Origin of the sequence: Alicyclobacillus fodiniaquatilis (assembly GCF_042678105.1) — a bacterium.
Classification (GTDB): domain Bacteria; phylum Bacillota; class Bacilli; order Alicyclobacillales; family Alicyclobacillaceae; genus Alicyclobacillus; species Alicyclobacillus fodiniaquatilis.
Window position 1 is genome coordinate 280,482 of record NZ_JBHUCX010000020.1, and the last position, 22,243, is coordinate 302,724.

Genomic DNA, 22,243 nt, shown 5'->3' on the forward strand with positions numbered 1-22,243 from the left:
GAATGTAGCGTTCAGTGTGTGAGACGGATTGAAGTAACGAAAAAACGCACCCATCGAGACGCGTTGAACTGATTATACAGGATGCGAGGAACGGGGATTCGCACACGTTTGTTCAAAAGCATATGGCTCCAATTTTACTGATTGAATACCGAGAGGAATTCTCCATCATCACATACATCTACGAATTCCTGAGTATCTAAAAACATGTGTTTGTATCTTGAACGAAGACCTTTGTTGCCTTTGGTGGTCGTTTCCGCCATACGCAAATGATACAGGGTTTTTTCTTTGTTTTTTTCGGTTGCCCATATACACATAGCGTAAAAGAAATGGGTTACTCCTGTCCCCTGCTTGGAGACAGCGTATTCGAACAGAGGTATTGCCTGTTCATATCGCTTCTCCCACATAAGACAAGTTCCAATTTCATGAGCCATATCACAGATTTGATTGATTTCAACGTGCTCTCCACGCTCGTATTTAGCTATACAGTCTGTGATTATTCTGGTTGCCTCTTCAACGACTCGATTATAATTGTCCCATTGTTGTCGTCCACTATATAGTCCGAGTTCGTACGACTTGACACGGATATTGAATTCATCAAATCCGTCCCACAATGGGTCCTCGTTAATAACGCTGTAGTAGCGTTCGATTTCAGGAACCGCATCTTCATACCTCTGTAAGTTGTACACAAGTAAACCAGTGGCTGTCTCCACGTATAGAACACGAGCACGACGATTTGCAGCTGTACGCGCAACTCTAGATATCAATTCGTGATATATTTCAAACCACTTATCAGTCATTTTAAGTTCGAACCACCCAAGAGCCTGTGTGCTATCATACATGACTTGTATCAAGAAATCTGATTGCATATGTGCTTTAGACCATAATAAAAACGCTTGCTGTTCGTTAATCATTTCTGGATATCGCTTTAGGAGAGCGAGGTTATCGACGATTTCCCATTTTGCCCAGAACTTATCTTCAAGATTTCCGTTCGCATTCTGAAGAAATTTGGTCATAAGGTCTACTCTGTCATTTATTCCTTCATTCCCCATGTAACCATAAATCCTGTGTGCAAGCCTCACTGTTTCTATGGGGTAGTTAAGATTACACAATTCCAAGTTGACTAAATCTCGAGCTTGAAACAGGAGGTCACTATGATTTTCTAACGGATGAACCTCTGTTTTCCGAATAAATTCGTCAAGAACTAAAGATGCGTCCATTCAATCACTCCCATATTTGGCAAGCATTCTGCTTATAAAGCCCACGATACTGAATTATCTTAATATTGAACAATGCTGTACATTACCTGAATAACCCAATAGTATCACAATGTCCCCGCTGTAAATGTGACTATTTGCTCCTCGACGTTCAAACCAATCGTCCTTTGCTACCAAACCGCTCACAGAGACGCATAGGTCATAGTCGGGCGATTTCGGCACTGCGGTCCCAAAGGGTAGCCAAAATGACCTCGCTGGCGGCAAGCAAAGGCCATACCACGACAACAAAAAAACGCTCCCAAGTCGGGCGCGTCGATAGTGGCGATGCGGAATTCGTAGTGATGCGCGGCTTGTTCAAGATTTGCCCCCAATACTTCAAGAGGCGTACTTGAACTAAACCACCGTGTGTATTAAGTGGTGGTAGATCGATATTGAGGACGTTTATATTTCGTCATAGCCCATCGGAAATTTTGGTATCCGCCATTCTGTCGGGGGCATCCAACTCCCCCAAGTATCGTAAAATGATGAAGAACTTTCTTGCATCAACTTAACTGCTCGTTCACCTTCGGATCGAATGATTTGTGCGTGTTCAATCGATATATTCCCTGCAATGATGGCTTCCTAAAATTCGTCTTCATCCTGCCAAACCCATTTAGATCGATCAGGCCTTACTGCGATATCCAATAAGTAATCTGTTGTATCAAATCCGACCGCAGTTCGGTGCAACGGTTCCTGAAGATTGATGTACCATTCCAGCAAACGGTGTTCCTCATCCCACATGGCATAGACAGCGTGGGCTGCTTTTGGTGAAGCAAGCGAAAGCACAGATCTGCCCCCCCATGTACCATCAATAAGATCATGAGAAATCTCCAAACGACCTTTGAGAGGGTTATTCGTCGTTGCTTTGAGAGGATAGCCAGGCCCCCAATATAGCGCAATCAAATCCGGAGTATCCTGCGCAACGGTCGCTGCAGTGATCCGGTGTATCTTTCCCTTCCATACTCGCCGAAGTACAACTTCCTCACCAGGAGCAAAGTATTGGTTTTTCAATGGCGGGCACCCTCCAATGTGAGTCCTAAGAGAACTATGCTTCGCATTCTGTTTCTACTTGTTATTGCCTTCCCGGGAGTTTAATAAAAATAGAATTCCTGTTTATCCTTGGCAGGCATATATTGATATACGTTATCCACGTATTCTTGAAGTTTACTCTCAACGATGTTTCCTCTTCCATAGCCCAGCGCAATCTGTCTGTCTAACTTGTGGCACCCCGCCCGTGGTTTTGGTTCCTCGCCGTAAACGAAGCGAGAGATACATAAAACAACTCGACCACTGCAGTGCTGATGAAGGTGTTATAAGGAGGGCGAGACGCAGGGCTTGCCAACTAGTTCAGTCCTCTTCAAACCCGTAGTCCCGTTCTACCTTACTCACTCTCGTTTTGTATTTTAGATACCAATCGGACTTTCCAAGCTTTTGGGCAATTATATGTCGTTCATTCTGTTTCCAGTTTTGTATAGCTTCGAGCGATTCCCAATAGGATACGGTAATACCGACGCTTTCACGAGCACTTTCTACACCTAGAAATCCTGGTTGAACGGAAGCGATTTTTACCATTTCCTCAGCCATTTTGGCATAGCCATTATTCCCGTCTGTTCGTTCAGACGTAAAAATCACTGCATAATAAGGTGGTTTTGGTGTTTGAGCAATCTCGCCCACTATAATTTACCTCCATCAAGGTGGTTTTCTGAAAAATGCCGCTCTGTTAAACCTTTCTCCTTCTCACAATAATACCAGAATGAATCTTCCGAATGCAGCTTATCGAACGTAGCGTTCAGTTTGAAACGAACTGAAGTAACGAAAATACGCTGCGCAGTGGCCGCGTCGAAATGACTGTACTGGATACAAGTTACGGAACCTGTTCAGGGTTCGGCTACGTAACTCGTGTGCTTTAAATTCGGTATCTTAAAATACTACCCGTTAGGATAGAGCGGAACCGTCGGTTTTACCCCAGAAGTACAATAGCGATTAGTCAAAAACTATTCTGTTCTCGCGTGAAAGTAGAAGGCTAGCAGTAGAATCGCAACAATCACACTCGGTATAGCCATCACTACAAGAGCAACTGAAATACTTATGTGCAACAACATGCCGAAAATTACGACCCCGAGTGGTGATGCTAGTCTTGCTAAGGCTGTTAACGAACCAAACACTCTTGCAGTCATTTTGGGAGGAACAATCCTGAGAAGCTCGGTTACGATTGAAACATTAATAACACCCACTGCAATTCCATCAAAAAAACCCAGAATACAGCCCAAATGACATTTGACAAGAGTGACAAGACCCCAATACACGCTGCAACACAAAAATTACTGACTAAAAGGAGCGTTCTTGATGAAAATTGCTTAGCAAGTGGCCCAACCAAGAGTCCTCCAACCAACACACCAATCACATCACCAACAGAAATGACCGCTACTGTCGAAGCTGTTCCATGAGACGTCCAACCTTTCACCCATGTAACCAACGCCATATCGAGTGGGGCTAATGTGAAATTGGCAATCAAAGCCGATATAACTACAAATAAGACATAAGCATTAAGGGTAATAAAATTTATACCTTCACGCCACCGAACCCAAAAATTGAACTTGTTGTTCTTTATGATTGAATGCTCCGTTACCTTAAGAAAACCTAAAGTCGTACACGAGACAATAAAAGTAATTGCGTTAGCAAGAAACAACAGTGGTGCTCCGACAACCGCGAGAAGTGTGCCGCCAAATAAAGTTCCAATCAATTGTGATGTTGTACTCGCTGATTGGTTTAGTCCTGTGGCTGTAGAAAGTTCATCTTCCGTTACGACAAATGGCAAAATTGAATTTTGAGCAGCCCAAAAAAATGTCCCTGTTGTCGTTAGGAGGAATACAAAGCAAAACAGTAACAGGAATGAAGGGTGGTGACAGGCCGAAACGATAAAGATCCCTACGCAGATCATGCTTCGCAGCACGTCTGTTACAATCATTGTTCGTCGTTTACTCCAATGATCTACAAAAGTGCCTGAGAATAACCCAAATATAGGAGGGACGGTCTGTGCAAGTACAATCCACGTCAGCGCCGCATGAGAACGTGTCGTAGAAATCGTAAACCACATCAGGGCAATGAGAAATACGTTATCACCGAATGTCGATAATGTCTGGCCCGAAACGAATAGCATCAAATTTGAGTTTTTACGCATTTCCACATCGCACCATCCTCCAATCGCCCCACATTTCTTTTGGGTTCAACTCACAAATTCTATTTTTCCGATACGGGTAGTGATTGATGATAATTTCGAGTCGAATGGTGCAATAATCATACAAATGCTGAATATTCTCGTTAATTTGCTTCTCAGTGTTTTTTGTCCTATGCGAAATTCACACAGAAGGTGCTCAAATACCACGCGCTTGCGCTGGGCAGGTATTTGCTTCAACCTACCATCTACCATCCGGTGTAAAAAAAATTGTTTAACACCGAATTACGGAGACGATCGTACCCAACCATCGTGCCGTCCTCCATGTCAATTTCTTCTGATCTGAAAAACCACGGTGGGAATGGCTTCCGCATTCTGTTTGAATAATTGCCGGTTCAGTTCGAAATAAATCGTGTTTTTATTCCGTATTTCTTTCACGACACTTGCATTTCGAAGCATTGTCATCTGATGAGTAATAGTCAGGACCAAGACGCCAGCCAACCCTTGACCATGCATCGTACCTTTTTAATAAAAATAAAATGCGTATGTATGTTGGAGCCTCTAAAGCTTTGTGGTAAGTCACCACTTATCGAGTTACATCTCAAACACATACTTAACCATATATCTAATTAAACAAACAACTAATTTGATGATATAGAAATTAGATGTCAGTGGTCAATCAAAAAATGGAGTCAGTGTGTTTTTACTGGCTCTAATTGTGCCCTGGGGATGTTATTTTCTTCAATTAACGGTTTGTTCAACAAAGAGACTGAACAACTGCCCATAAAAAGACAACCGTTCAATCTGATCAAAATAATTGGCAATGTTTCTCTATATGCATATCGTCTGTTTATTTGATTTGCTCAGCCAACTCCAAAATAATTCCCTCTGGTCCACGAACGTAGCATATCTTCATATCGCTGTATCTCACCAAATATTCGCGCTGCACTCTTTTTCAACTTGGCAACAACAGCTTCAATATCCTCAACAGCAAATGCAATATGTCGGATACCGAGTGTATTTGCAAAAGGTTGCTGAATATCTCTTTCATCGAACGGTGTATAAATTGATTAGCTCTATATTTGCCTGACCGTCTGGCATCCGCAAGAACACATATGCCGTTTTAACATCATTAATCCCAACAATCTGATCGAGTTGCTCTCCTTCCAATTCTCCTTCCCCTTGCACTTCAAGTCCAAAATGAAGAAAAAACGCTTTAGCTGCTGAAAGGTCATTTACGATTATACCCACATGATCTATTCTGTTGATCTTCATATCTCATAACCTCTAATGATCAACGATCTTCACATGCTGGTTCGCTTAAAAACGGTTCGTAAAACCCATTAAGGTTCACGATAGTCACCACAAAAAACAATCAATGGAGTAATAGCCGTATCAATGCCGCTCTTGTGTATTTCTGATGTTGTGTTTCGATAATCCATCATCAAACATTGTCCAATCTCTTTCTATGTTTTACACATTCAATTTTGGTTCGCACCCACCCTCCATTTGAACTTGTCGTATGTATGGCGCAGATCGCCCGATAGCTTGTCCGCTGCGGCACAGCTTTATGATTTTATCGGCAAGATCTTCGTGCCGCCTGTAAACACGTGCCCTATACTAAGGCGAAAAAACACACGTTTTCCTCGCCAATACTCACTTTACCTGGAGTGTGATATTCAAACTCTGGTGTTGACCAGACAATCAATCGCCTCACGACCAAAATCTTTGTCGCCGCCGCGCGCCAATGAGTACGCTTCATCGATGAAGAGCACGCCGCCCAGTGCCTTTTTGATGTGTTCGCGTGTCTTTTGCGCAGTGTGACCGATATATTCGCCGACCAAATCGGCACGTTCAACTTCGACCAGATGCCCTTGTGACAACAGTCCACATTCAAAAAACAAACGAGCCAGAATCCGTGCCACCGTGGTTTTTCCGGTGCCCGGATTCCCCAAAAACACCATGTGCAAAACGACAGGTTCCGCCTTTAAATGCTGTTTTTGCCGCGTTTGTTGCACATACACATAGGCAAAGATCTCTCTCACGACGCGTTTGACTTCCTGTAAGCCAATCAATTCGTCCAATTCGGTCAGCAATGCGTTTAAACGAGATTTTTCAATCACCGGCTGCCCACCAGTTGCACTGTTAGAATGGCCTGACAATTGCTGCAGCGCTTCTGACAGCGCAATCTGGCCTTGTTCATAATCGTCAATGACCTGCAGGGACATTTTCGTGTTTCGGTTGCTGCGCTTTTTTCGGTTGCTCGGTTTCATGTGAACCACCTCACGTATTTTCATCTCGTGCCCGAGCGGCCGCTTACCACCTCAACCTATGCAGGAAAACAAATATGGGTGATAGCCCAGCACAAAACAAAAAGCCCTGGGCGATGCCCAGAGCGATTTCGCAGTGATCTGATCTCTGAAATTGGCGCGTTTCACAAACGGCCGCGGCGGCGTTTGAAAATTTCAGGAACGCCACCCAATTGGAAGCTGGGCCAACGAAACAATACATCGCGCATTCCGTCTTTCCAGCGGAACGGAAACAATGGCCACAAATACGGTTTGCCAAACGCCCTGGTCGTCAACAGGCGGATAAACCAAGTGCCCACGCCGATGATCGCACCGAGCCAACCTAATCCTGCCGTCCAAAGCATCATCCATATCCGTGACAGCTGATTGGCTGAAGATAGCTCAAAAGAAGGTGTCGCATACTCCGCAATCATCACAAGTCCCATGTAGACCAGCACTTCTGGTTGCAGCAAATGAATTTGCGTTGAGAACTGTCCAAACAACAATGCTGCGATAATACCAACAGACGACGCCAATGACACTGGGCTGTTGATGACCGCCAACCGGACAATATCCAATGCGACTTCAGCGATGAGCAATTCACCCCACAATGGCAGCGGATCATGCCGATTTGCCTGAAAAAAAGCGGCCCAGCGGGGTATCATATTCGGATGTTGGTTGACTAACAGAAATATACTTGGCATAAAAATGCTGATGAATATCGATATTGCAATCACCCAACGCAAATACGTCCCCACCAAAGGGTAAGAATGATATTCCTGTGGGTGCTGAATATGTTGAAAAAAAGTGGTGGGCGCAATAATGACCTGTGGCGTCGTATCGACCACAATCACGACTTGTCCCTCCAACAACGCCGCACTGGCCACATCTGGACGTTCCGTATAACGGGCAATCGGATACGGATTCCACTTCACTCTGCCAATCAGATCAATGACTTGTTGTTCACCCATCATCATGGATTCAGATTTTAGATTTTTGAGCCGCTCCCTCATGTCCTGCACAAGTGCCTCATCTGTGACATCCTTAAGATACATCAGGCTCACGTCCGTCTGCGAACGTGCCCCCACTTGTAGCAACTCAACACGCAGTCTTGGATCACGCAAACGCCGACGAATCAACGTCGTATTCATCAGCATCGTCTCTGTGAACGCGTCATGATTTCCTCGAATCACGCGTTCTGTCAGCGGTTCGGAAATACTGCGCATTGGATAAATACGTGTGTCGATGTAGAACACTTTATCGTATCCATCAATAAACGTGACAAGCGGCCCTGACAAAATAAAGCGGACGGCATCCGACATCTGGTCAATAATTTGCACCTGAACAAACGAGATGTTTGCATTTAGGTAATCGACCATTTGTTCAAGCGTATACGTTTGCCCCGCATGATTCTTTTCAAATTCCTCTACGCGGGCATGAAAACTGTCTAAAATCAGGACCTCGTTCATCGTCAGAAAGAAGCCATTCGTCACATATGAGGCCATGTTTATCTGGCCAAACTTAAAAGGTTTTAAAATGATATCCCAAGTCGTACCAATACCGAGCAGGTTATTCAAATAATTAACATTTTCCTCTAAACTGGAACTGATTTTTTTGTCCTTGACCTCATCAATCAATTGCGGCATGGTGTACAATTCCCTCCAGACTTAAATCCCCTCTTACTCCTTCCCTAAAATTGTAAAACAATGCATAACCTTTGCATTCGATCCGCTTTAAAATTGCTCGATGTCATGTCAGACGCGGATGACAAAAGCAGCTAAACAGCCAGAAACGGCATTGGGATCATTCAATGCACCTGCTGATTTTGATTCGCTTGCTGGTTTGTCTCCCCTGGTGCAGCTTGTGCATTTGATTGCTGCCCGGTCATTTTTTGCAATTGCTGTTGCGCCTGATCAATCTGCTGATTCATCTGTGACAAAATCTGATTTGTTTGTAGGTGTTCATTTGCCTGCCCAAGGATTTGCATCGCTTGCTGAATCGATTGCTGCAATTGCTGATATGCTTCCTGCTGTTGTTGTTGCGTCTGTTGTTTGAATTGCTGCATCTGTTGCAACAACTGATTTGATGATTGCTGTGGCTGTGCATTGCTTTGTCCTTTATTTGACGCTAAGTTTTGCTGCATTTGGTCCAGTTTGTTTTTCAAACCTGAAATTTGCTCGTCTAACGCTTTCCGAAGTGTCGTGGACGCCTCATTTACAATTTTTTTCACTTCTTCTGGTTGTTCCATCAAACCCGCCCCCTTGCAAAATGCGTAACTTGGCTTATGTTGAGCATTCGCATTCACTTCTAAACCAATATCATGGAAAATGCGCAAATTCCGGCGCATGTCTGGTACATAACGCCTATTTATATCAATCTCAGCACGCGTATTGTGAAGTATCTTCTGGAGAGGGGCAGTTGACATGGGAACCTTTGGTGGATATACGCAGTGGGCGGTTGTATTCTTGATTATCTTTGTGTTGTTCTTCTTGCTCGTCCCAGGATATGTGGCAACAAAAACATGTTGCACAACGACTCCGGTTTATTGAAGTTGGGTTTTGTCCTAGATACTTGCCATTCGAACATGTACGCATTGACCCGCCACGGCGGGTTATTTTTATGAAAACACCGCTCAAAACGAAGCCTATTTTCGTATTGCTCGGAAAATGATATTTTTAGCCGACATTCGACCTCCTCATCCTCTTTTCGTCAAGCTTAGACACGACAGCATAGCGTGAACCACTCCCGCTTCTCTAGAACCGCTGATTGTGGGACATTTGGCAGGACTTTATGTCTAGTAGGTGGTAAATACATATCTAAATCACTATAATTGCAGTAGGGACAGAAGGATATTATCCATTTCAACTACATATTTTTGAAAGGTGCGTCCGTGATGAACTACTTGGAAGAGCTCATGGCTTTCAATCAACGCTTTGTAGAATCCCATGAATACGAGCAGTACAAAACATCAAAATTCCCAAATAAAAAGCTGGTTGTTTTGTCTTGTATGGACACGCGCCTCAGTGAATTGCTCCCCCGCGCCATGAATTTAAGAAATGGCGATGCCAAAATTATAAAAAATGCCGGAGCGGTCGTCTCACATCCATTTGGAAGTATCATGCGCAGCATTATTGTCGCTGTCTACGATCTCGGCGCTGATGAAATCTGCGTCATTGGTCACCATGGTTGTGGAATGGGCAGTATCAATTCAGATGAAACCATTAAAAAAATGATGGACAAGGGCATTTCTCCCGAGACCATTCACACATTAGAATATTCTGGAATTGATTTGAAAACATGGTTGCAACGCATTGAATCGATTCCCAACAGTGTGCGCGAGAGCGTGCGCATGATTGTCAACCATCCCTTGATCCCAAAATCGCTTCGCGTCCATGGACTCGTCATCGACCCGGAAACCGGCAAACTCGATGTTGTTGTCAACGGTTATGAAGAGAAATAATCAATTTATGGCTGCATACTTGTGGTTGGTGACCCACGGCAAATCTCTGCTCGTGGCTCACCGCCCCCAAGGATGCGCCAGCTTGCGTTTCAAGTCCGTCCTTCCATGCTGACGATTACACTTCAGAATCAGTAAGACCACCATTGGCTTTTAGCACTTTGCGCAGAAATCTTCCAGTGTGAGAAGCATCTATTTGTGCCACCTGCTCCGGCGTACCGCAGGCCATGATTTTCCCGCCACCATTGCCTCCTTCTGGCCCCATATCAATGATGTAATCGGCCATCTTAATCAAATCCAAATGGTGTTCAATCACGAGAACTGTATGACCCGCTTCAACCAATCGCTCAATACAGCGGATCAAATTCTGAACATCATGTAGATGCAATCCAGTCGTCGGCTCGTCGAGTATGTACAGGTTATGCGCCCCTCTTTTTATTTTACCAAGCTCTGTCGCAAGCTTAATCCGCTGGGCCTCTCCGCCGGAAAGTGTGTTCGATGACTGACCAAGTTTGACATATCCAAGCCCTAATGCATTCAACATATTTAATTTATGCACAATGCTAGGATGCTCATAGAAGAACACAATCGCCTCTTCAATGGTCATATCCAATACCTGCGCGACGTTTTTGCCATGCACGCATACTTCCAGTACACGGATGCTAAAACGCACCCCTTTGCAAACTGGGCAAACAGTTTCCAAGTCGGGCATGAACTGAAGCTCGGTTTTAACGACGCCTTCTCCCTGACAATGCGCACAACGTCCGCTGCTTTTGCTGTTAAAGCTAAAATCCGTTTTGCTCAAACCCTTTTCCACCGCAGCCTGTGACGAGGCAAACAAGTCGCGAATCCTATCAAAAATACCAACGTATGTAGCTGGATTTGAGCGTGAGCTGCGGCCAATTGGCGATTGATCAATACTGATGACTTCCGAAATGTGCTCTTGCCCTTCTAAGGCATCATGCAAACCTGGTACAACACGCGCGTGATGGAAGATCAGGCGCAATTGCTTATAAAGGATTTCATTGATGAGTGTGCTCTTGCCAGAACCGGATACACCAGTCACGCATACAAACAGACCGAGTGGAATCACAGCATCTACGTTTTGCAGGTTATTTGCCGTAGCGCCCCTTATCGTGAGAAATGCCTGGCTTTGCTTGCGCCGCTTATGCGGCAATTCAATTTTACAGGCGCCAGACAAGTAAGCGCCTGTCAATGATTCCTTTTTACAACACACTTCTAATAAACCGCCTTCTGCAACGATATGTCCACCGCGCGCGCCCGGACCCGGTCCAAGCTCGATAATGTGATCTGCGTTGCGAATCGTATCGATATCATGTTCGACGACAATGATGGTATTGCCGATATCACGCAGGCGTTTGAGCGTGTTCACAATGCGCATCGTATCCCTTGCATGCAATCCGATACTTGGCTCATCGAGTACGTAGAGCATCCCCATCAAACCGGAGCTAATCTGTGTGGACAGGCGAATGCGTTGTGCTTCCCCGCCTGAGAGGGTGTCCGAACGTCGATTTAAATTCAAGTAGTCCAATCCAATGTCAATCAACAACTGAACACGTGTTACAACTTCGTGGATGATCTGCTTTCCAGCCTGAACATGATCACCAGTCAATCGGATTTGATTCAAGAAATCATTCAATTCTCGGATCGGCATCGTACACAATTCGTGGATATCCCGCCCGCCAATTTTCACGCAGAAGCGCTGCTGTTTCAGTTTCTTTCCTTCACAATCTGGACATGTGTGTTCGACCATCACCCGCTTGAAAAACTCATCTTCAGTTGGATTTCTCACACCGCGTTTCATATAGACCTTGTACCAGCGATTGATTTCACCCACCATACCGTTGTAAGAAACCATGCTGCCAAAACTTCGGCCGTTGAATTTCGCTGCGTGCGCCTTATCTTGAGGGGGTTGGAGTTCGAAACGCTCGCCATGCGTCCCATAAAACAGAATGTCGGTGGCCTTTTTGGTCAACGCTCTGAACGAGGTATCTAAACTGAATTCGAAATGGCGCGCCATATTGTAGAAAAACAACCACCGCCAGGTGGTATCGGCCATCTCGCCTTTAAAAATCCTCGGATCCATTGCGCCCTTGTTGAGACTTTTCTCCATGTTCGCGACGAAGAAATTTGGTTCGGCACGTACGTAGGTTCCGAGTCCACCGCAGGTGCGGCATGCGCTATCCTGCACGTTGAACGAGAAATAGTTGGCTCGCAGTTCACCCATCGCCAGATGATGATTGGGACAGCAGAACCCTTGATAGAATTGCTGCTTGTTGACACACACCTCTTCCCCGCCCACTATCTCGAAACGAATGAACCCTTCACCGATTAAACGAAGGCTATTTTCAATGGTTTTAGTGAACTCCCTAAATACACCCGGTTTGACCACGATGCTATCGACAACCACCTCCATCCAATCACCCGCATCCTCATCCAGTTCAAGCTTGTCGCTCATCGTTCGCTTTTCACCATTGATGACGATGGTCCGAAACCCTTTGGTCCGGATCTCATCAAACAAGGTTTCATAGTTCTCTCCATCGTTTTTAAAGATTGGTGCGCGAACTTCAAGCAGAGTTCCCTCTGGCAGCGATTGAACCCACTCAACCATTTGTGCCACCGTTCGGATGGATATTGGGTGCGCGCATAAGGGGCATTCCGCCTCCCCGCAGGTGGCAAACAACAGCCGCATATAATCATGTGTATCTGTCATCGTGCCGACAGTAGATCTGGGATTGACAGTCCCTTTCTTCTGCTGAATCGCGATGACTGGAGACAGTCCGAATATAAAATCGACATCCGGTTTCTTCAACTGATTCATGTGACTCTTCGCAAATGTAGAAAGAGATTCAAGAAACTTCCTCTGCCCTTCACCGTAAATGACCTCGAACGCAAGCGATGATTTACCAGAACCGCTCACACCGGTAAGCACGGTTAACTTGTCTCGCGGAATGTCAACATGCACATTTTTTAGGTTATTCTGTCTCGCACCGCGCACTTCAATAAACTGTTTCATGTTATCCCCCTCAAATGAACTGTCCTCCATCTGCACATAAGTATGCTGGTTCCTCCAATTGAACATTGCTTCTTGGCGTCAATTTTGTCTCTGCCGTAACTTTGATGAGTGCACCACACTCGGCTAACCAGTCGCATGCGAGTGTAAGCCAGCCAAAATCTAAAGACACTATGGTTTCGAACCGCGCCTCAATATCTGATATGGTCCGGATCTCCTGTTCCTGTCGTAAATAATCCAGCACTGGTTTAAACAATCTTTCCGTCTGTCGATTGAGATACGCATTGATTTTCACCAAACCGCTTCGTACTTTGCGCTCATCTACTTTTCCACAGATCATTTCTGTATAGATGGCGTGGAATAATTCGGGATGATATTGAAGCGCCCGCTGTACTGATTCACGCATCGGCACCTCTTGATTCACCATCACTTCGATGTCGGCAAGCGTATCAACCATTTTCAACATCCAAAACGCACTGTACGTCGGATCCGCTTTCACATAACACCATTTCTCGACTTTAGACAGCAAGTTCAACGCGCGGCACCCAGACTGCAGCAACATCAATTGGCGATCTCGCTCGCCCACATACCCAATATCATCGAAGTATTGTTGGAGCGATGGATCCTTGGTGAACAACAGCTTGCTCTTCACGAGAATGGCGTGATCAATCGAGCCTTGTACGGAACCTTCCATCCAGCGTTTGAAATCGTTTCTCGTGTCAATGGTCGCGTTGATGAGCACATCATGCGCTATCAAACTCATGGTTGATTTCGCTAATCTCTGCTCCTTTACGATCAGTTTCAAATCAATATCCGACTTTTCCCACACTTGATCGTAAGAAAGACTTCCCATCAAGATAACGGCGATCACTTGCTCATCTTTGTTCAATTTGGAACAAAAACTGTCTAATGCCCACTTGAATTTTGCCTGGATTTCAGTTGTGGACTGGCTCTTCACTAAAATTCTCCTCTCAAATCCAATTCAATGCCGCTCACAGCCGTCCGTTTCTTGCGCAAGCCCGCTTGCCAGTCGAACTATATCTAAAATTCAGAACAAAGAATAGACTTTTTGTTTTGCCTCAATTACACTAGGATTTATAAGACAAATTAAAAAAAGAACACCTGCATCGCCCATCTTGCCATGCGGACGATACAGGTGTGTGATAAGTATCCATTTCACTTCTTGGCGCTCTCGCTTTATCGCACTGTGCGCTTATGTTCTGTGACACTTGCTTGCAGTTCGAGCAAAGCAGGCGTTAACCCCAAGTGCAAATCGGCAAACGGCAATGCGCCACGGTTGATAAAATCACCGTTTCGTTCCACTGATTTGGCCACAGCCTCGAACCAAATTTGACATTGCTCGCCGAGAATGCGCAATGCTTGAACTTGATCTCGCTCCTTCACCATCATCTGCAATGCCTCGGCAACATGCTTTGTCGCCGCAATGGTCGGCCACAGTTCATCTGTCACAGGCGCCCTGTGAGGAAACTCATGTAGCGCGGTCTGTTGCATATCGTCCAAATGCGATAAGACAGTGCCCATTTCACGCAAAAACGAAGCATAATCTCCTGGATCGTCGCTCTGACTGGACAGTACGGCCTGCAAAAAATCGCCTTCAGAACGAATGGCGCGCGCCGCTACGAGTCGCAGCCTCCTCGATGCAGCTCGACGCCACAACAACAGCCCCATAGCAAGTCCGACGCAACATCCAAGAATATTGTCGACTAGCCTTGCGTGAACCAACTCAAGAGGCGTCATGCCCGTGTTGGCGGTCATGGCGACGATGAGCGCCAAAGGCGTGATGAAGATGACCGCCAAGCCGTAATTTCGGACGACGAACAACTCGACAACCGTTTGCAGGACTAAACAAAGTACGGCTAAGACGAGAAAAGACGGGTGCAACGAAAAAATCCATCCCGTCAGAATGATTCCGATGGAGGTGCCAATGGCTCGTTGGATCGCCCGATGGATGGTCGCCATGACGTGTGTACCCAGAAGTACGGCAGCACAGCCAAGTGGGACCCAATATGGTCGATCATCGCCGAGCGCATAGGCAATCAGTGTGGCGACAAAAATGCCAATGGCGATTCGAATTGACGCTGGCCAGACGATGGAGTCTCGCCGCAATGCGGCGCGCAATCGCGCTGATGCATCCAACCACATCCCCGGCTCACCCAGGCGTTGTACAGTTGAGTCATATGTTTTGTCTGTGCCGGATCGACCAACTCGTCGTTGCCAAAAGCAGCTTCCCATGCCGATGCTCCAGGCAATGGCCCCGCCGATGAGCGCGAAAAAAAGTCGCGTTCCGGCGGCCCCTGGGTCTAGCGGCATGCCCGTCCCGACTTCACAAGCCATGATAAAAAAGTAAGGCCCGGGTGGCGGCACTTGCAATGCGCCCGATATAAACGTAGCGCAGGCAGCAACAACTGCAGACATGATGGCTATCGACCATGGTGAACCTGCAGACAGCGTTCCAAGTGCAACTGAAATCGATAGACCAATCACCACGATAAGCAATTTGACTGCAAGCCTCTTCGGTGGGGAATCCGTGGCGTAAATTCCCGCAAATCCACCCATTGTGGCCATCAGCCCCCATAGCGGGTGTCCAATGGCTATCCCACAGACAATCGGCACAAACAAACTCAAACCTGCACCGATGGCACGTCTCCAGGGAGAGGGCGCTTTTCGAAAGTGAAAGGCGTGACGTAACAAACGAGTCGGCGGAAGTGTCTGTATACTGCGCTTCACATCGTTAGACGAATGGATATCATTTGCCGCTGGTGTCTTGGGTGATTTTCTCTTCATGATGACCTCACTGTGCATTGAATATCGTTATCATCGCTTGACCATAGCCGAAGATTTTCGCACGATGAGTGTCGGGTTCAACATCCGTTGAACCTGCTGTTTGTCAGTCTCCGAACTCGCCAGGGCGTCCGCCAGAATCTCAAGCGCATTGACCCCGAGCAGATATGTAGGTTGAGAGACCGTCGTCAAACGAGGTCTGGACCAATTGGAAAATGGGATATTGTCATAACCCACGACAGATATGTCGTCTGGAACCTGTAGGCCGGATTCAAACACGGCATCCATTGCCCCAAGCGCCATCATATCGTTCGCGCACAGAATCGCCGTGATCGCCTTGTCCTTGAGCAGTTGATTTGCGGCGATGAACCCCGATTCATACCGATAGTCACACGGTACGACACGCTGTTCTGGGCAAGGCAGTCCGGCCTCCGCCATGATGTCTCGGAAATAATTCGCCCGTTCAATCCCTGAAATGAGTGTTTTCGGACCAGAAATCATGGCAATCTCGCGATGGCCAAGGCCAACCAAATGGTCAACTGCCATCTTGATTCCCTTGCGATGGTCGGTGACGACGGAACTGAAATGCTTGCTCTCAGGTATCCGGTCACACAACACCACGGGAATGTCCTCTATCATTTGACGCATGGTTTCTTCAGACATATTGCTGGCGCTCACAAGGATGAGTCCATCGACACGCTGTTCCCGCAACATGCGAAGATACGTTTTTTCAGTATCTGCATGGTTGTCCGTGTTGCAAAGAATCACCTTGTACCCTTTGCTGATGGCCGCATCCTCGACGCCGCGCGCAATGCCCGGAAAAAAGGGGTTCGTGATGTCCGGTAGTATCAGTCCCAAAATCGACGTCGTTCCATGATTCATACTGCGTGCGATCGCATTGGGGACATAGTTCACTTCCTGAATGACCTTGTTTACAATATCCCGCAATTCAGGATTTACCTTCGGATTCCCATTGAGCACACGGGAAACCGTCGCGGTTGAAACCCCGGCACGTTTTGCAATTTCACGCATATTCATTGCTGCAGCACCCTCTACCATACCGTTCAATCAAAATATCAACACTTTATCCTAACCCAAACATTGTGACAATGAAAGTGACCAACCGGATATTTTTACACCCGATGCTGTCTGATCTTTGTGAAGAGATCCGTAAACACCGGATCGCGGTGGATGTAGTTTACAGCCCGAATCAGGTGCCGTGTCGAATCAAAACTATACGTGAATCCATCATTTAAAATCGGGCTATGCACCAAGCTCGATGGAACCCATTCTTCATTCATGAAATACGCAATGGTGGCAATATCCCAGATGACACGGGAATACCCAAAGTGATCCCCATGGCATCGTTCAAAGACCTCCACGAGATAATCGCCGATCTCGCCATAACCGCCGATGGAATCGCGGATCTCCGGCAGCGATGTCAACAGATGGGACGTCACTCCCATACACGGTACGTAAACCAGGGGAACGCCGGAATCCAGAATCACACGCGAGGCGTGGATGTCTTGGACCATGTTGAATTCGCGTGTATCAGGCCAATGGAGCCCATTTCCCCCCAGCCAAACCACCACAATGTGATGTAAGATTTTCGGTTCCATCAGAATTGCCGAGGCGACGTTGGTCGGTGCGCCGATGGCGACGACGTACAGTGGATCATCCGCATCCGACGCCAGTGCTCTTTCGACTAAATCGCGCGCAGCGTCACTCTTCACTGGCGTGATCGCGTCGGGTAAATATTCAGTGGAGCCTCTATAGACGAATCCTGTGCTGGGCACATGCAGCCGTTCAAGAATCCGAAGAATTTCCTCATAGCTTTTTTCCATACCGTCAGCCGGTCCGGTTGATAAGTCGTTGTAAAACGGCGCAGCGTAGAGCGCTTCGACTTTGAGTCGCTCTGGCGACAAAAGCGCATAGGTGACTGCAAATTGATCATCAATTTCGTTATAGGTATCGGTGTCCAACACCATGCGAACTTTTCCCTTAGGAAATGCGAGTTTCGCCAAGCGGTTCAAGTCGAACGCGCCAGTCGTTTTGGTAGCGTACATGTGCAGCCTTCCTTTCGTATGACGCGTCTGCATTTTGCAGATGTCTTTATCTTATGAACCTACCTCTGTTGTTACTCTTTGATAGAACCAATCAGCACACCCTTGATGAAGTACTTTTGGGCAAAGGGATACATGATGATCATCGGGATGGCCGCAACCACCATCGCCGCCAGTTGGACGGTTTGTGCCGATGTCGCCGTGGCCACATTGTGCATCTTGCCGGTGATAAGCGATGTGGCGCCAGTTTGTGTTTGCAGCGCATCAACCGCATTGACGCTTTGAATCAACTTCAAAATGTAATATTGCAGGGTTTGCAGACCTTGAGACTGCGTAAAAAACAAGGTCGTGGTGTAATCGTTCCACACACCGACTGCCGTGAAAACCGACAATGCGGCCAACACCGGCTTCGACAACGGCAATATCAGTTGAAAAAAGATGCGGAACTCACTTGCGCCATCCATTTTGGCCGATTCGATCAACGAATCTGGAATGGAGCGAAAATTCGCTGTAAATATGATCACGTTCCAGAAACTAAACAGGCCCGGCAGAATGTAGACGAGATAGTTGTCATACAAGTGCAGCCAATTCAGCAACATGAACAACGGCACCAACCCGCCGCCGACATACATACTGCAAAATCCTGCCGCCGCATACCACTTCTTTCCTCGCAGATATCCTCTCGAAAAGGCGTAAGCGAACATCGCCGTGTACAGTACCGAGACCACCGTCACAATCAGCGTTCGCGTGATGGTGACGACCAAGGCCTCCAGCAGCGCTGGATCGACAAGCACCGTCTTGTAGTTCGCCAACGTGAATTGACGCGGCCACAGGAACACTTGGCCGAGCGCATAATCATTGCCCGTGTCCAGTGAGCCAATTAGAGCATACCAAAACGGATATAAAGTGAGAATCATCAGAATGATCATAATGAGCACATTCGCCCAGTTAAACGTTCTGTCCCCTATCGTTTTTCCTTCTATCATCAGCTTCCGCCCCCCTAGAACAAGCCTTTGCCAGTCAGTTTCTTCGACAGCAAATTCGAACCGACCAACAGTACCAGCGCTATCACAGAATTCATCAGCCCAACAGCCGTGCCATACGCAAACTGGAACTGCTGCAATCCAATTTGGTAAACGTATGTTGCAATCACCTGACTTGTGGGTAAATTGAGACTGTTCTGCAGGACGTAAATCTGATTGAAATTGTTGTTGAGAATGCCACTGATAGAGAAGATGACCATAATCATCACCGTGCCCAAGATCCCCGGCAACGTGATGTGCCACATCCGTTTAAACCGCCCGGCGCCATCAATTGCCGCCGCTTCGTATTGACTCTGTTCCACGCCAGCAATGGCAGCCAGATACAAAATCGCGCCCCAGCCCAAATCCTTCAACAATCCGGTTGTGACAGCCAGCCCCCAGAAATACTTGGGATTCGCCATGAATTCCACCGGCTTATGCACCAGATGCAGATGCAACAACAACCAGTTCACGACACCTGTCGTGGGGGAGAGCATATTCATGATGAGTCCCCCGTATATCACCCAAGAGAGAAAGTGCGGCAGGTAGGTGATTGTTTGAATGAAAGAGCGAAACTTCTGGCTGGCGATCTCGTTCAGCAAAAACGCGAACATGATGGTCACAGGAAATCCGACGATCATCCCCAGGATGTTGATGCCGAGCGTGTTGCGGATCATCGGCCAAAAGAACACATCTTTAAATACGAACATGAAATTCGCAAAATTGTTCCACGCACTGTCAAAAATCCCGGCGATCCCGTTTATCGGGCTGTAGTTTGTGAATGCAATGATCAGACCGAACAGCGGCAGAAAGTTGAACAAAATCATGAAAAGCATCGCTGGCCACACCATGACCTGCAGTTCGCTTTGCGTCCGCGCGTCCATGCCGTACGCGTATTTCTTCCTCCTCTTTGTGGGTTTCATCCCTACCGCTGCCGCATCAATCCCGATATTTTTCATAAAGCGACCTCTTTTCTCAACCTATAATCCCCAGCTCATTGAGAACAGCAGCTTGACGCAACCGTTCTCAATGAGCACATTCCTCCTAGCATAAAATTAAAGTTGCTACCTCAGCGCCGCGCCATCTGCGATGCCTCAATTGACTGGCATTTGCATGATTCTGCTGGTGCGATGGCAGTGTTATGGATTGACGCCTTTCAACGTATATCCAAAGACCTTCTCCAACTTGTGAAATTCCGTATTATCGACGGAATCGATTTTGGTTTGGCCCATCTTGTCCATCTGCTGAATCGTCTGCTGCCAAATCTGTTTCTCCTGTGCTTCACTCGACGCAAAGATCATCTTCGGCACCTGCGCCTGCCAGTATGTCGTGATTTGCTGTTGATCGTTGTATAACGTGCTTCCAGGCGCGATCAACGTCGCTGGCATGCTCAACGCGTCCGCATCGTAGCGGTACACTGGTTTGGTCAATGCCGCCGCGGATTCCATCTTGTTTTCCCAACTCTGTGGCGCCTTCGGTGGAGCGGCGACACTTTGCATATACACTGGGTTGTCGAAGTACCACATTTGATCTATCCCCAAAGTGGCTGCGTAGTTCAACTTCGAATTGTTCAGTTTCTTCACGACCTGCGGATTTTGCACAATGGTTCCGTTTTTGCTCCAATGCCAATCTGTCCCTTGCAGACCGTATTGGACCAAAATCTGCGTCTTCGGACTCCACATGTAAGCGAGCCATTTGGCGATTGCCTCTGGATTGGGCGCATTTTTTGACACCATCGTCTGTGTCCATCCTGCAGAGTGCGTGTACGGGAACACCGGCGTCGTCCCTTGATCGGAGTCAATGCTGCCTGGCGACACCCACATCACATTGTGGTCCGCAGTGTACATGCTCGCCCAGTTGGGGTTCGCTGCATTGCCCAGCAAAGCGAAGACACGTCCAGATTGAACCGCGCTTGTGACCGACGAAGTGTCCAGCGTAAACTCGGATTGGTCGATGACGCCTGCCTGCGCCAACTTAAACAAGAAATCGATTGCATGCTCCATCTCCGGAGACTCATCAATGGAGCGGTAATCACCCTGTTTGGTCACGGGCATCCCGCCGAACATCTGCGCCAAATTCTGCAGTGTCACGTACCACCAGTCGTCTTTGTCATCGATTTGAAGCGGTATGACTGGCGCGCCGTTGACTTTCATATTCATACTCTTCACTTTTTTCAGTGCTGCGATCACGTCGTCTTCGGTCTTGAGCTGCGACAGCTTGATGCCCGCCTTCTGCATCAATTGTTGATTGACAATGAAAGCCCAACCGCTCTGGTATAACAATGCGGATTGCGTTTGCGGATACTGCTTGAACTCGTCAGCCGATGTGGCGAAACTCGGCATGCTGTAAAATCCGCCGAACTCATTGTTCAATTCGGTGACGATCCCGCTCGGAAACTGTTTCAAAAACGAGGGATCATACTGTTTAAACAAGTCTTCTAAGTTCCATACCTTGCCGCTTTTCGCCAACTGTGTGACAATGGACGGCTGCTGCGTCGAAATGATGTCTGGCAATTTACCTGTGGCCATCATCAAATTCAGCTTGGTGTCAGCCTGTTCAGGTGGCGTGTTCATTGTGAAAGTGAGCCCAGTCTGATCTGTAATGGTCTTCTGCACCAAGTTCTTCTTGGTATTCCATGTCCAGTTGTATTCGGGAACATCGCTGAACCAAGTCAGCTTCAAAGGATTGCTGGCTGTAGGTGCGCTATCAGAACTACCTTTCGATGACGTTGTTGGCGATGTGCCGTTCGAACTGGTGCTGCAACCAGCCAAAGAGAGTATTGAAGTGCTTACAAGTCCACTGATAAGCAAGGAATAGCCTTTCTTCATCACAAAATCCTCCCTATTTCACCTGTAGCTATTTGGCTTTAGACCGCCATGCGGGATGCAGAATGCGCCCCGCACCAGAGCGCCAATTTATTTTCAAGTTGCGCTGTACGCGATTCCTCGCGGCCTATTGCCTGAAATTTTTGGTTTGCCCCCTCAAAATAAACACCGCTTTCAATTTGGAGCAGCCATGCCTCCTCAACTGCTCAATCACCCCCCTACCGTGAAAATAAAGCCGGCACCCTAGTGCCGCGCCATCCGCGCTGCCTCGATTGACTGGCATTTTCATGATTCTGCTGGTGCGGAACGTATCACGTATGTTCA

15 protein-coding genes and 2 pseudogenes are annotated in these 22,243 nt (G+C 47.1%); 1 reads left to right on the top strand and 16 read right to left on the bottom strand.

The features are described 5' to 3' along the window. Positions 1 to 134: 134 nt before the first annotated feature. From ACFSB2_RS07670 to ACFSB2_RS07705, 8 genes and pseudogenes are all read right to left on the bottom strand, one after another. Positions 135 to 1,217, bottom strand: coding sequence for a hypothetical protein (locus ACFSB2_RS07670; RefSeq protein ID WP_377942448.1), 1,083 nt, complete (start codon positions 1,215 to 1,217; stop codon positions 135 to 137). Between the two features lie 618 nt (positions 1,218 to 1,835). Further along, positions 1,836 to 2,264 carry a ribonuclease FAU-1 family protein gene (locus ACFSB2_RS07675; protein ID WP_377942449.1) on the bottom strand — a complete coding sequence of 143 codons (429 nt, stop codon included), beginning with the start codon at positions 2,262 to 2,264 and terminating at the stop codon, positions 1,836 to 1,838. Between the two features lie 336 nt (positions 2,265 to 2,600). Then, on the bottom strand, positions 2,601 to 2,927 hold the full coding sequence (locus ACFSB2_RS07680; protein ID WP_377942450.1) for an antibiotic biosynthesis monooxygenase family protein: 327 nt from the start codon (positions 2,925 to 2,927) through the stop codon (positions 2,601 to 2,603). Positions 2,928 to 3,459: 532 nt separating this feature from the next. Then, positions 3,460 to 4,434 carry an MFS transporter gene (locus ACFSB2_RS07685; RefSeq protein ID WP_377942609.1) on the bottom strand — a complete coding sequence of 325 codons (975 nt, stop codon included), beginning with the start codon at positions 4,432 to 4,434 and terminating at the stop codon, positions 3,460 to 3,462. An 844-nt stretch (positions 4,435 to 5,278) separates the two neighbouring features. Continuing rightward, positions 5,279 to 5,703, bottom strand: a pseudogene (locus tag ACFSB2_RS07690) (VOC family protein). A 419-nt stretch (positions 5,704 to 6,122) separates the two neighbouring features. Next, positions 6,123 to 6,701: pseudogene (locus ACFSB2_RS07695) on the bottom strand (AAA family ATPase); the annotation flags it as partial. Between the two features lie 161 nt (positions 6,702 to 6,862). Continuing rightward, positions 6,863 to 8,362 (bottom strand): spore germination protein, encoded by a 1,500-nt coding sequence (locus ACFSB2_RS07700; protein ID WP_377942451.1) that lies wholly within the window; start codon positions 8,360 to 8,362, stop codon positions 6,863 to 6,865. A 161-nt stretch (positions 8,363 to 8,523) separates the two neighbouring features. Then, positions 8,524 to 8,964 carry a hypothetical protein gene (locus tag ACFSB2_RS07705; protein ID WP_377942452.1) on the bottom strand — a complete coding sequence of 147 codons (441 nt, stop codon included), beginning with the start codon at positions 8,962 to 8,964 and terminating at the stop codon, positions 8,524 to 8,526. A 645-nt stretch (positions 8,965 to 9,609) separates the two neighbouring features. Between ACFSB2_RS07705 and ACFSB2_RS07710 the strand changes: the two genes are divergently transcribed. After that, entirely contained in the window at positions 9,610 to 10,176 is a 567-nt protein-coding gene (locus ACFSB2_RS07710) for a beta-class carbonic anhydrase (RefSeq protein ID WP_377942453.1), read from the top strand. 115 nt (positions 10,177 to 10,291) lie between these two features. Here the strand turns inward: ACFSB2_RS07710 and uvrA are convergent, their stop codons facing one another. The 8 genes from uvrA to ACFSB2_RS07750 form a co-directional block, all read right to left on the bottom strand. After that, positions 10,292 to 13,210 carry an excinuclease ABC subunit UvrA gene (gene uvrA / locus ACFSB2_RS07715; protein WP_377942454.1) on the bottom strand — a complete coding sequence of 973 codons (2,919 nt, stop codon included), beginning with the start codon at positions 13,208 to 13,210 and terminating at the stop codon, positions 10,292 to 10,294. Between the two features lie 10 nt (positions 13,211 to 13,220). Continuing rightward, positions 13,221 to 14,165 carry a nucleotidyltransferase domain-containing protein gene (locus tag ACFSB2_RS07720; protein WP_377942455.1) on the bottom strand — a complete coding sequence of 315 codons (945 nt, stop codon included), beginning with the start codon at positions 14,163 to 14,165 and terminating at the stop codon, positions 13,221 to 13,223. Positions 14,166 to 14,404: 239 nt separating this feature from the next. Next, positions 14,405 to 16,012, bottom strand: a complete 1,608-nt coding sequence (locus ACFSB2_RS07725) for an FUSC family protein (protein ID WP_377942456.1) — start codon at positions 16,010 to 16,012, stop codon at positions 14,405 to 14,407. A gap of 30 nt (positions 16,013 to 16,042) precedes the next feature. Beyond that, complete coding sequence (locus ACFSB2_RS07730; RefSeq protein WP_377942457.1) at positions 16,043 to 17,047, bottom strand: LacI family DNA-binding transcriptional regulator; 1,005 nt, start codon at positions 17,045 to 17,047, stop codon at positions 16,043 to 16,045. A gap of 95 nt (positions 17,048 to 17,142) precedes the next feature. Continuing rightward, a complete protein-coding gene (locus ACFSB2_RS07735) occupies positions 17,143 to 18,075 on the bottom strand; it encodes a nucleoside hydrolase (protein WP_377942458.1) in 933 nt (310 codons plus the stop codon). A gap of 71 nt (positions 18,076 to 18,146) precedes the next feature. After that, positions 18,147 to 19,058, bottom strand: coding sequence for a carbohydrate ABC transporter permease (locus tag ACFSB2_RS07740; protein WP_377942459.1), 912 nt, complete (start codon positions 19,056 to 19,058; stop codon positions 18,147 to 18,149). Positions 19,059 to 19,072: 14 nt separating this feature from the next. Further along, positions 19,073 to 20,053: an ABC transporter permease gene (locus ACFSB2_RS07745; RefSeq protein WP_377942460.1), complete on the bottom strand. Its 981-nt coding sequence runs from the start codon at positions 20,051 to 20,053 to the stop codon at positions 19,073 to 19,075. Positions 20,054 to 20,233: 180 nt separating this feature from the next. Then, a complete protein-coding gene (locus ACFSB2_RS07750) occupies positions 20,234 to 21,922 on the bottom strand; it encodes a type 2 periplasmic-binding domain-containing protein (RefSeq protein ID WP_377942461.1) in 1,689 nt (562 codons plus the stop codon). Positions 21,923 to 22,243 lie beyond the last annotated feature (321 nt).

What these genes read in the sequence shown, in the direction of transcription:
- ACFSB2_RS07730 (WP_377942457.1), bottom strand. Translation starts at nt 17,047, where the DNA reads ATGAATATGCGTGAAATTGCAAAACGTGCCGGGGTTTCAACCGCGACG.
- uvrA (WP_377942454.1), bottom strand. Translation starts at nt 13,210, where the DNA reads ATGAAACAGTTTATTGAAGTGCGCGGTGCGAGACAGAATAACCTAAAA.
- ACFSB2_RS07705 (WP_377942452.1), bottom strand. Translation starts at nt 8,964, where the DNA reads ATGGAACAACCAGAAGAAGTGAAAAAAATTGTAAATGAGGCGTCCACG.
- ACFSB2_RS07750 (WP_377942461.1), bottom strand. Translation starts at nt 21,922, where the DNA reads ATGAAGAAAGGCTATTCCTTGCTTATCAGTGGACTTGTAAGCACTTCA.
- ACFSB2_RS07735 (WP_377942458.1), bottom strand. Translation starts at nt 18,075, where the DNA reads ATGTACGCTACCAAAACGACTGGCGCGTTCGACTTGAACCGCTTGGCG.
- ACFSB2_RS07670 (WP_377942448.1), bottom strand. Translation starts at nt 1,217, where the DNA reads ATGGACGCATCTTTAGTTCTTGACGAATTTATTCGGAAAACAGAGGTT.
- ACFSB2_RS07700 (WP_377942451.1), bottom strand. Translation starts at nt 8,362, where the DNA reads ATGCCGCAATTGATTGATGAGGTCAAGGACAAAAAAATCAGTTCCAGT.
- ACFSB2_RS07685 (WP_377942609.1), bottom strand. Translation starts at nt 4,434, where the DNA reads ATGCGTAAAAACTCAAATTTGATGCTATTCGTTTCGGGCCAGACATTA.
- ACFSB2_RS07710 (WP_377942453.1), top strand. Translation starts at nt 9,610, where the DNA reads ATGAACTACTTGGAAGAGCTCATGGCTTTCAATCAACGCTTTGTAGAA.
- ACFSB2_RS07740 (WP_377942459.1), bottom strand. Translation starts at nt 19,058, where the DNA reads ATGATAGAAGGAAAAACGATAGGGGACAGAACGTTTAACTGGGCGAAT.
- ACFSB2_RS07745 (WP_377942460.1), bottom strand. Translation starts at nt 20,053, where the DNA reads ATGAAAAATATCGGGATTGATGCGGCAGCGGTAGGGATGAAACCCACA.
- ACFSB2_RS07725 (WP_377942456.1), bottom strand. Translation starts at nt 16,012, where the DNA reads ATGAAGAGAAAATCACCCAAGACACCAGCGGCAAATGATATCCATTCG.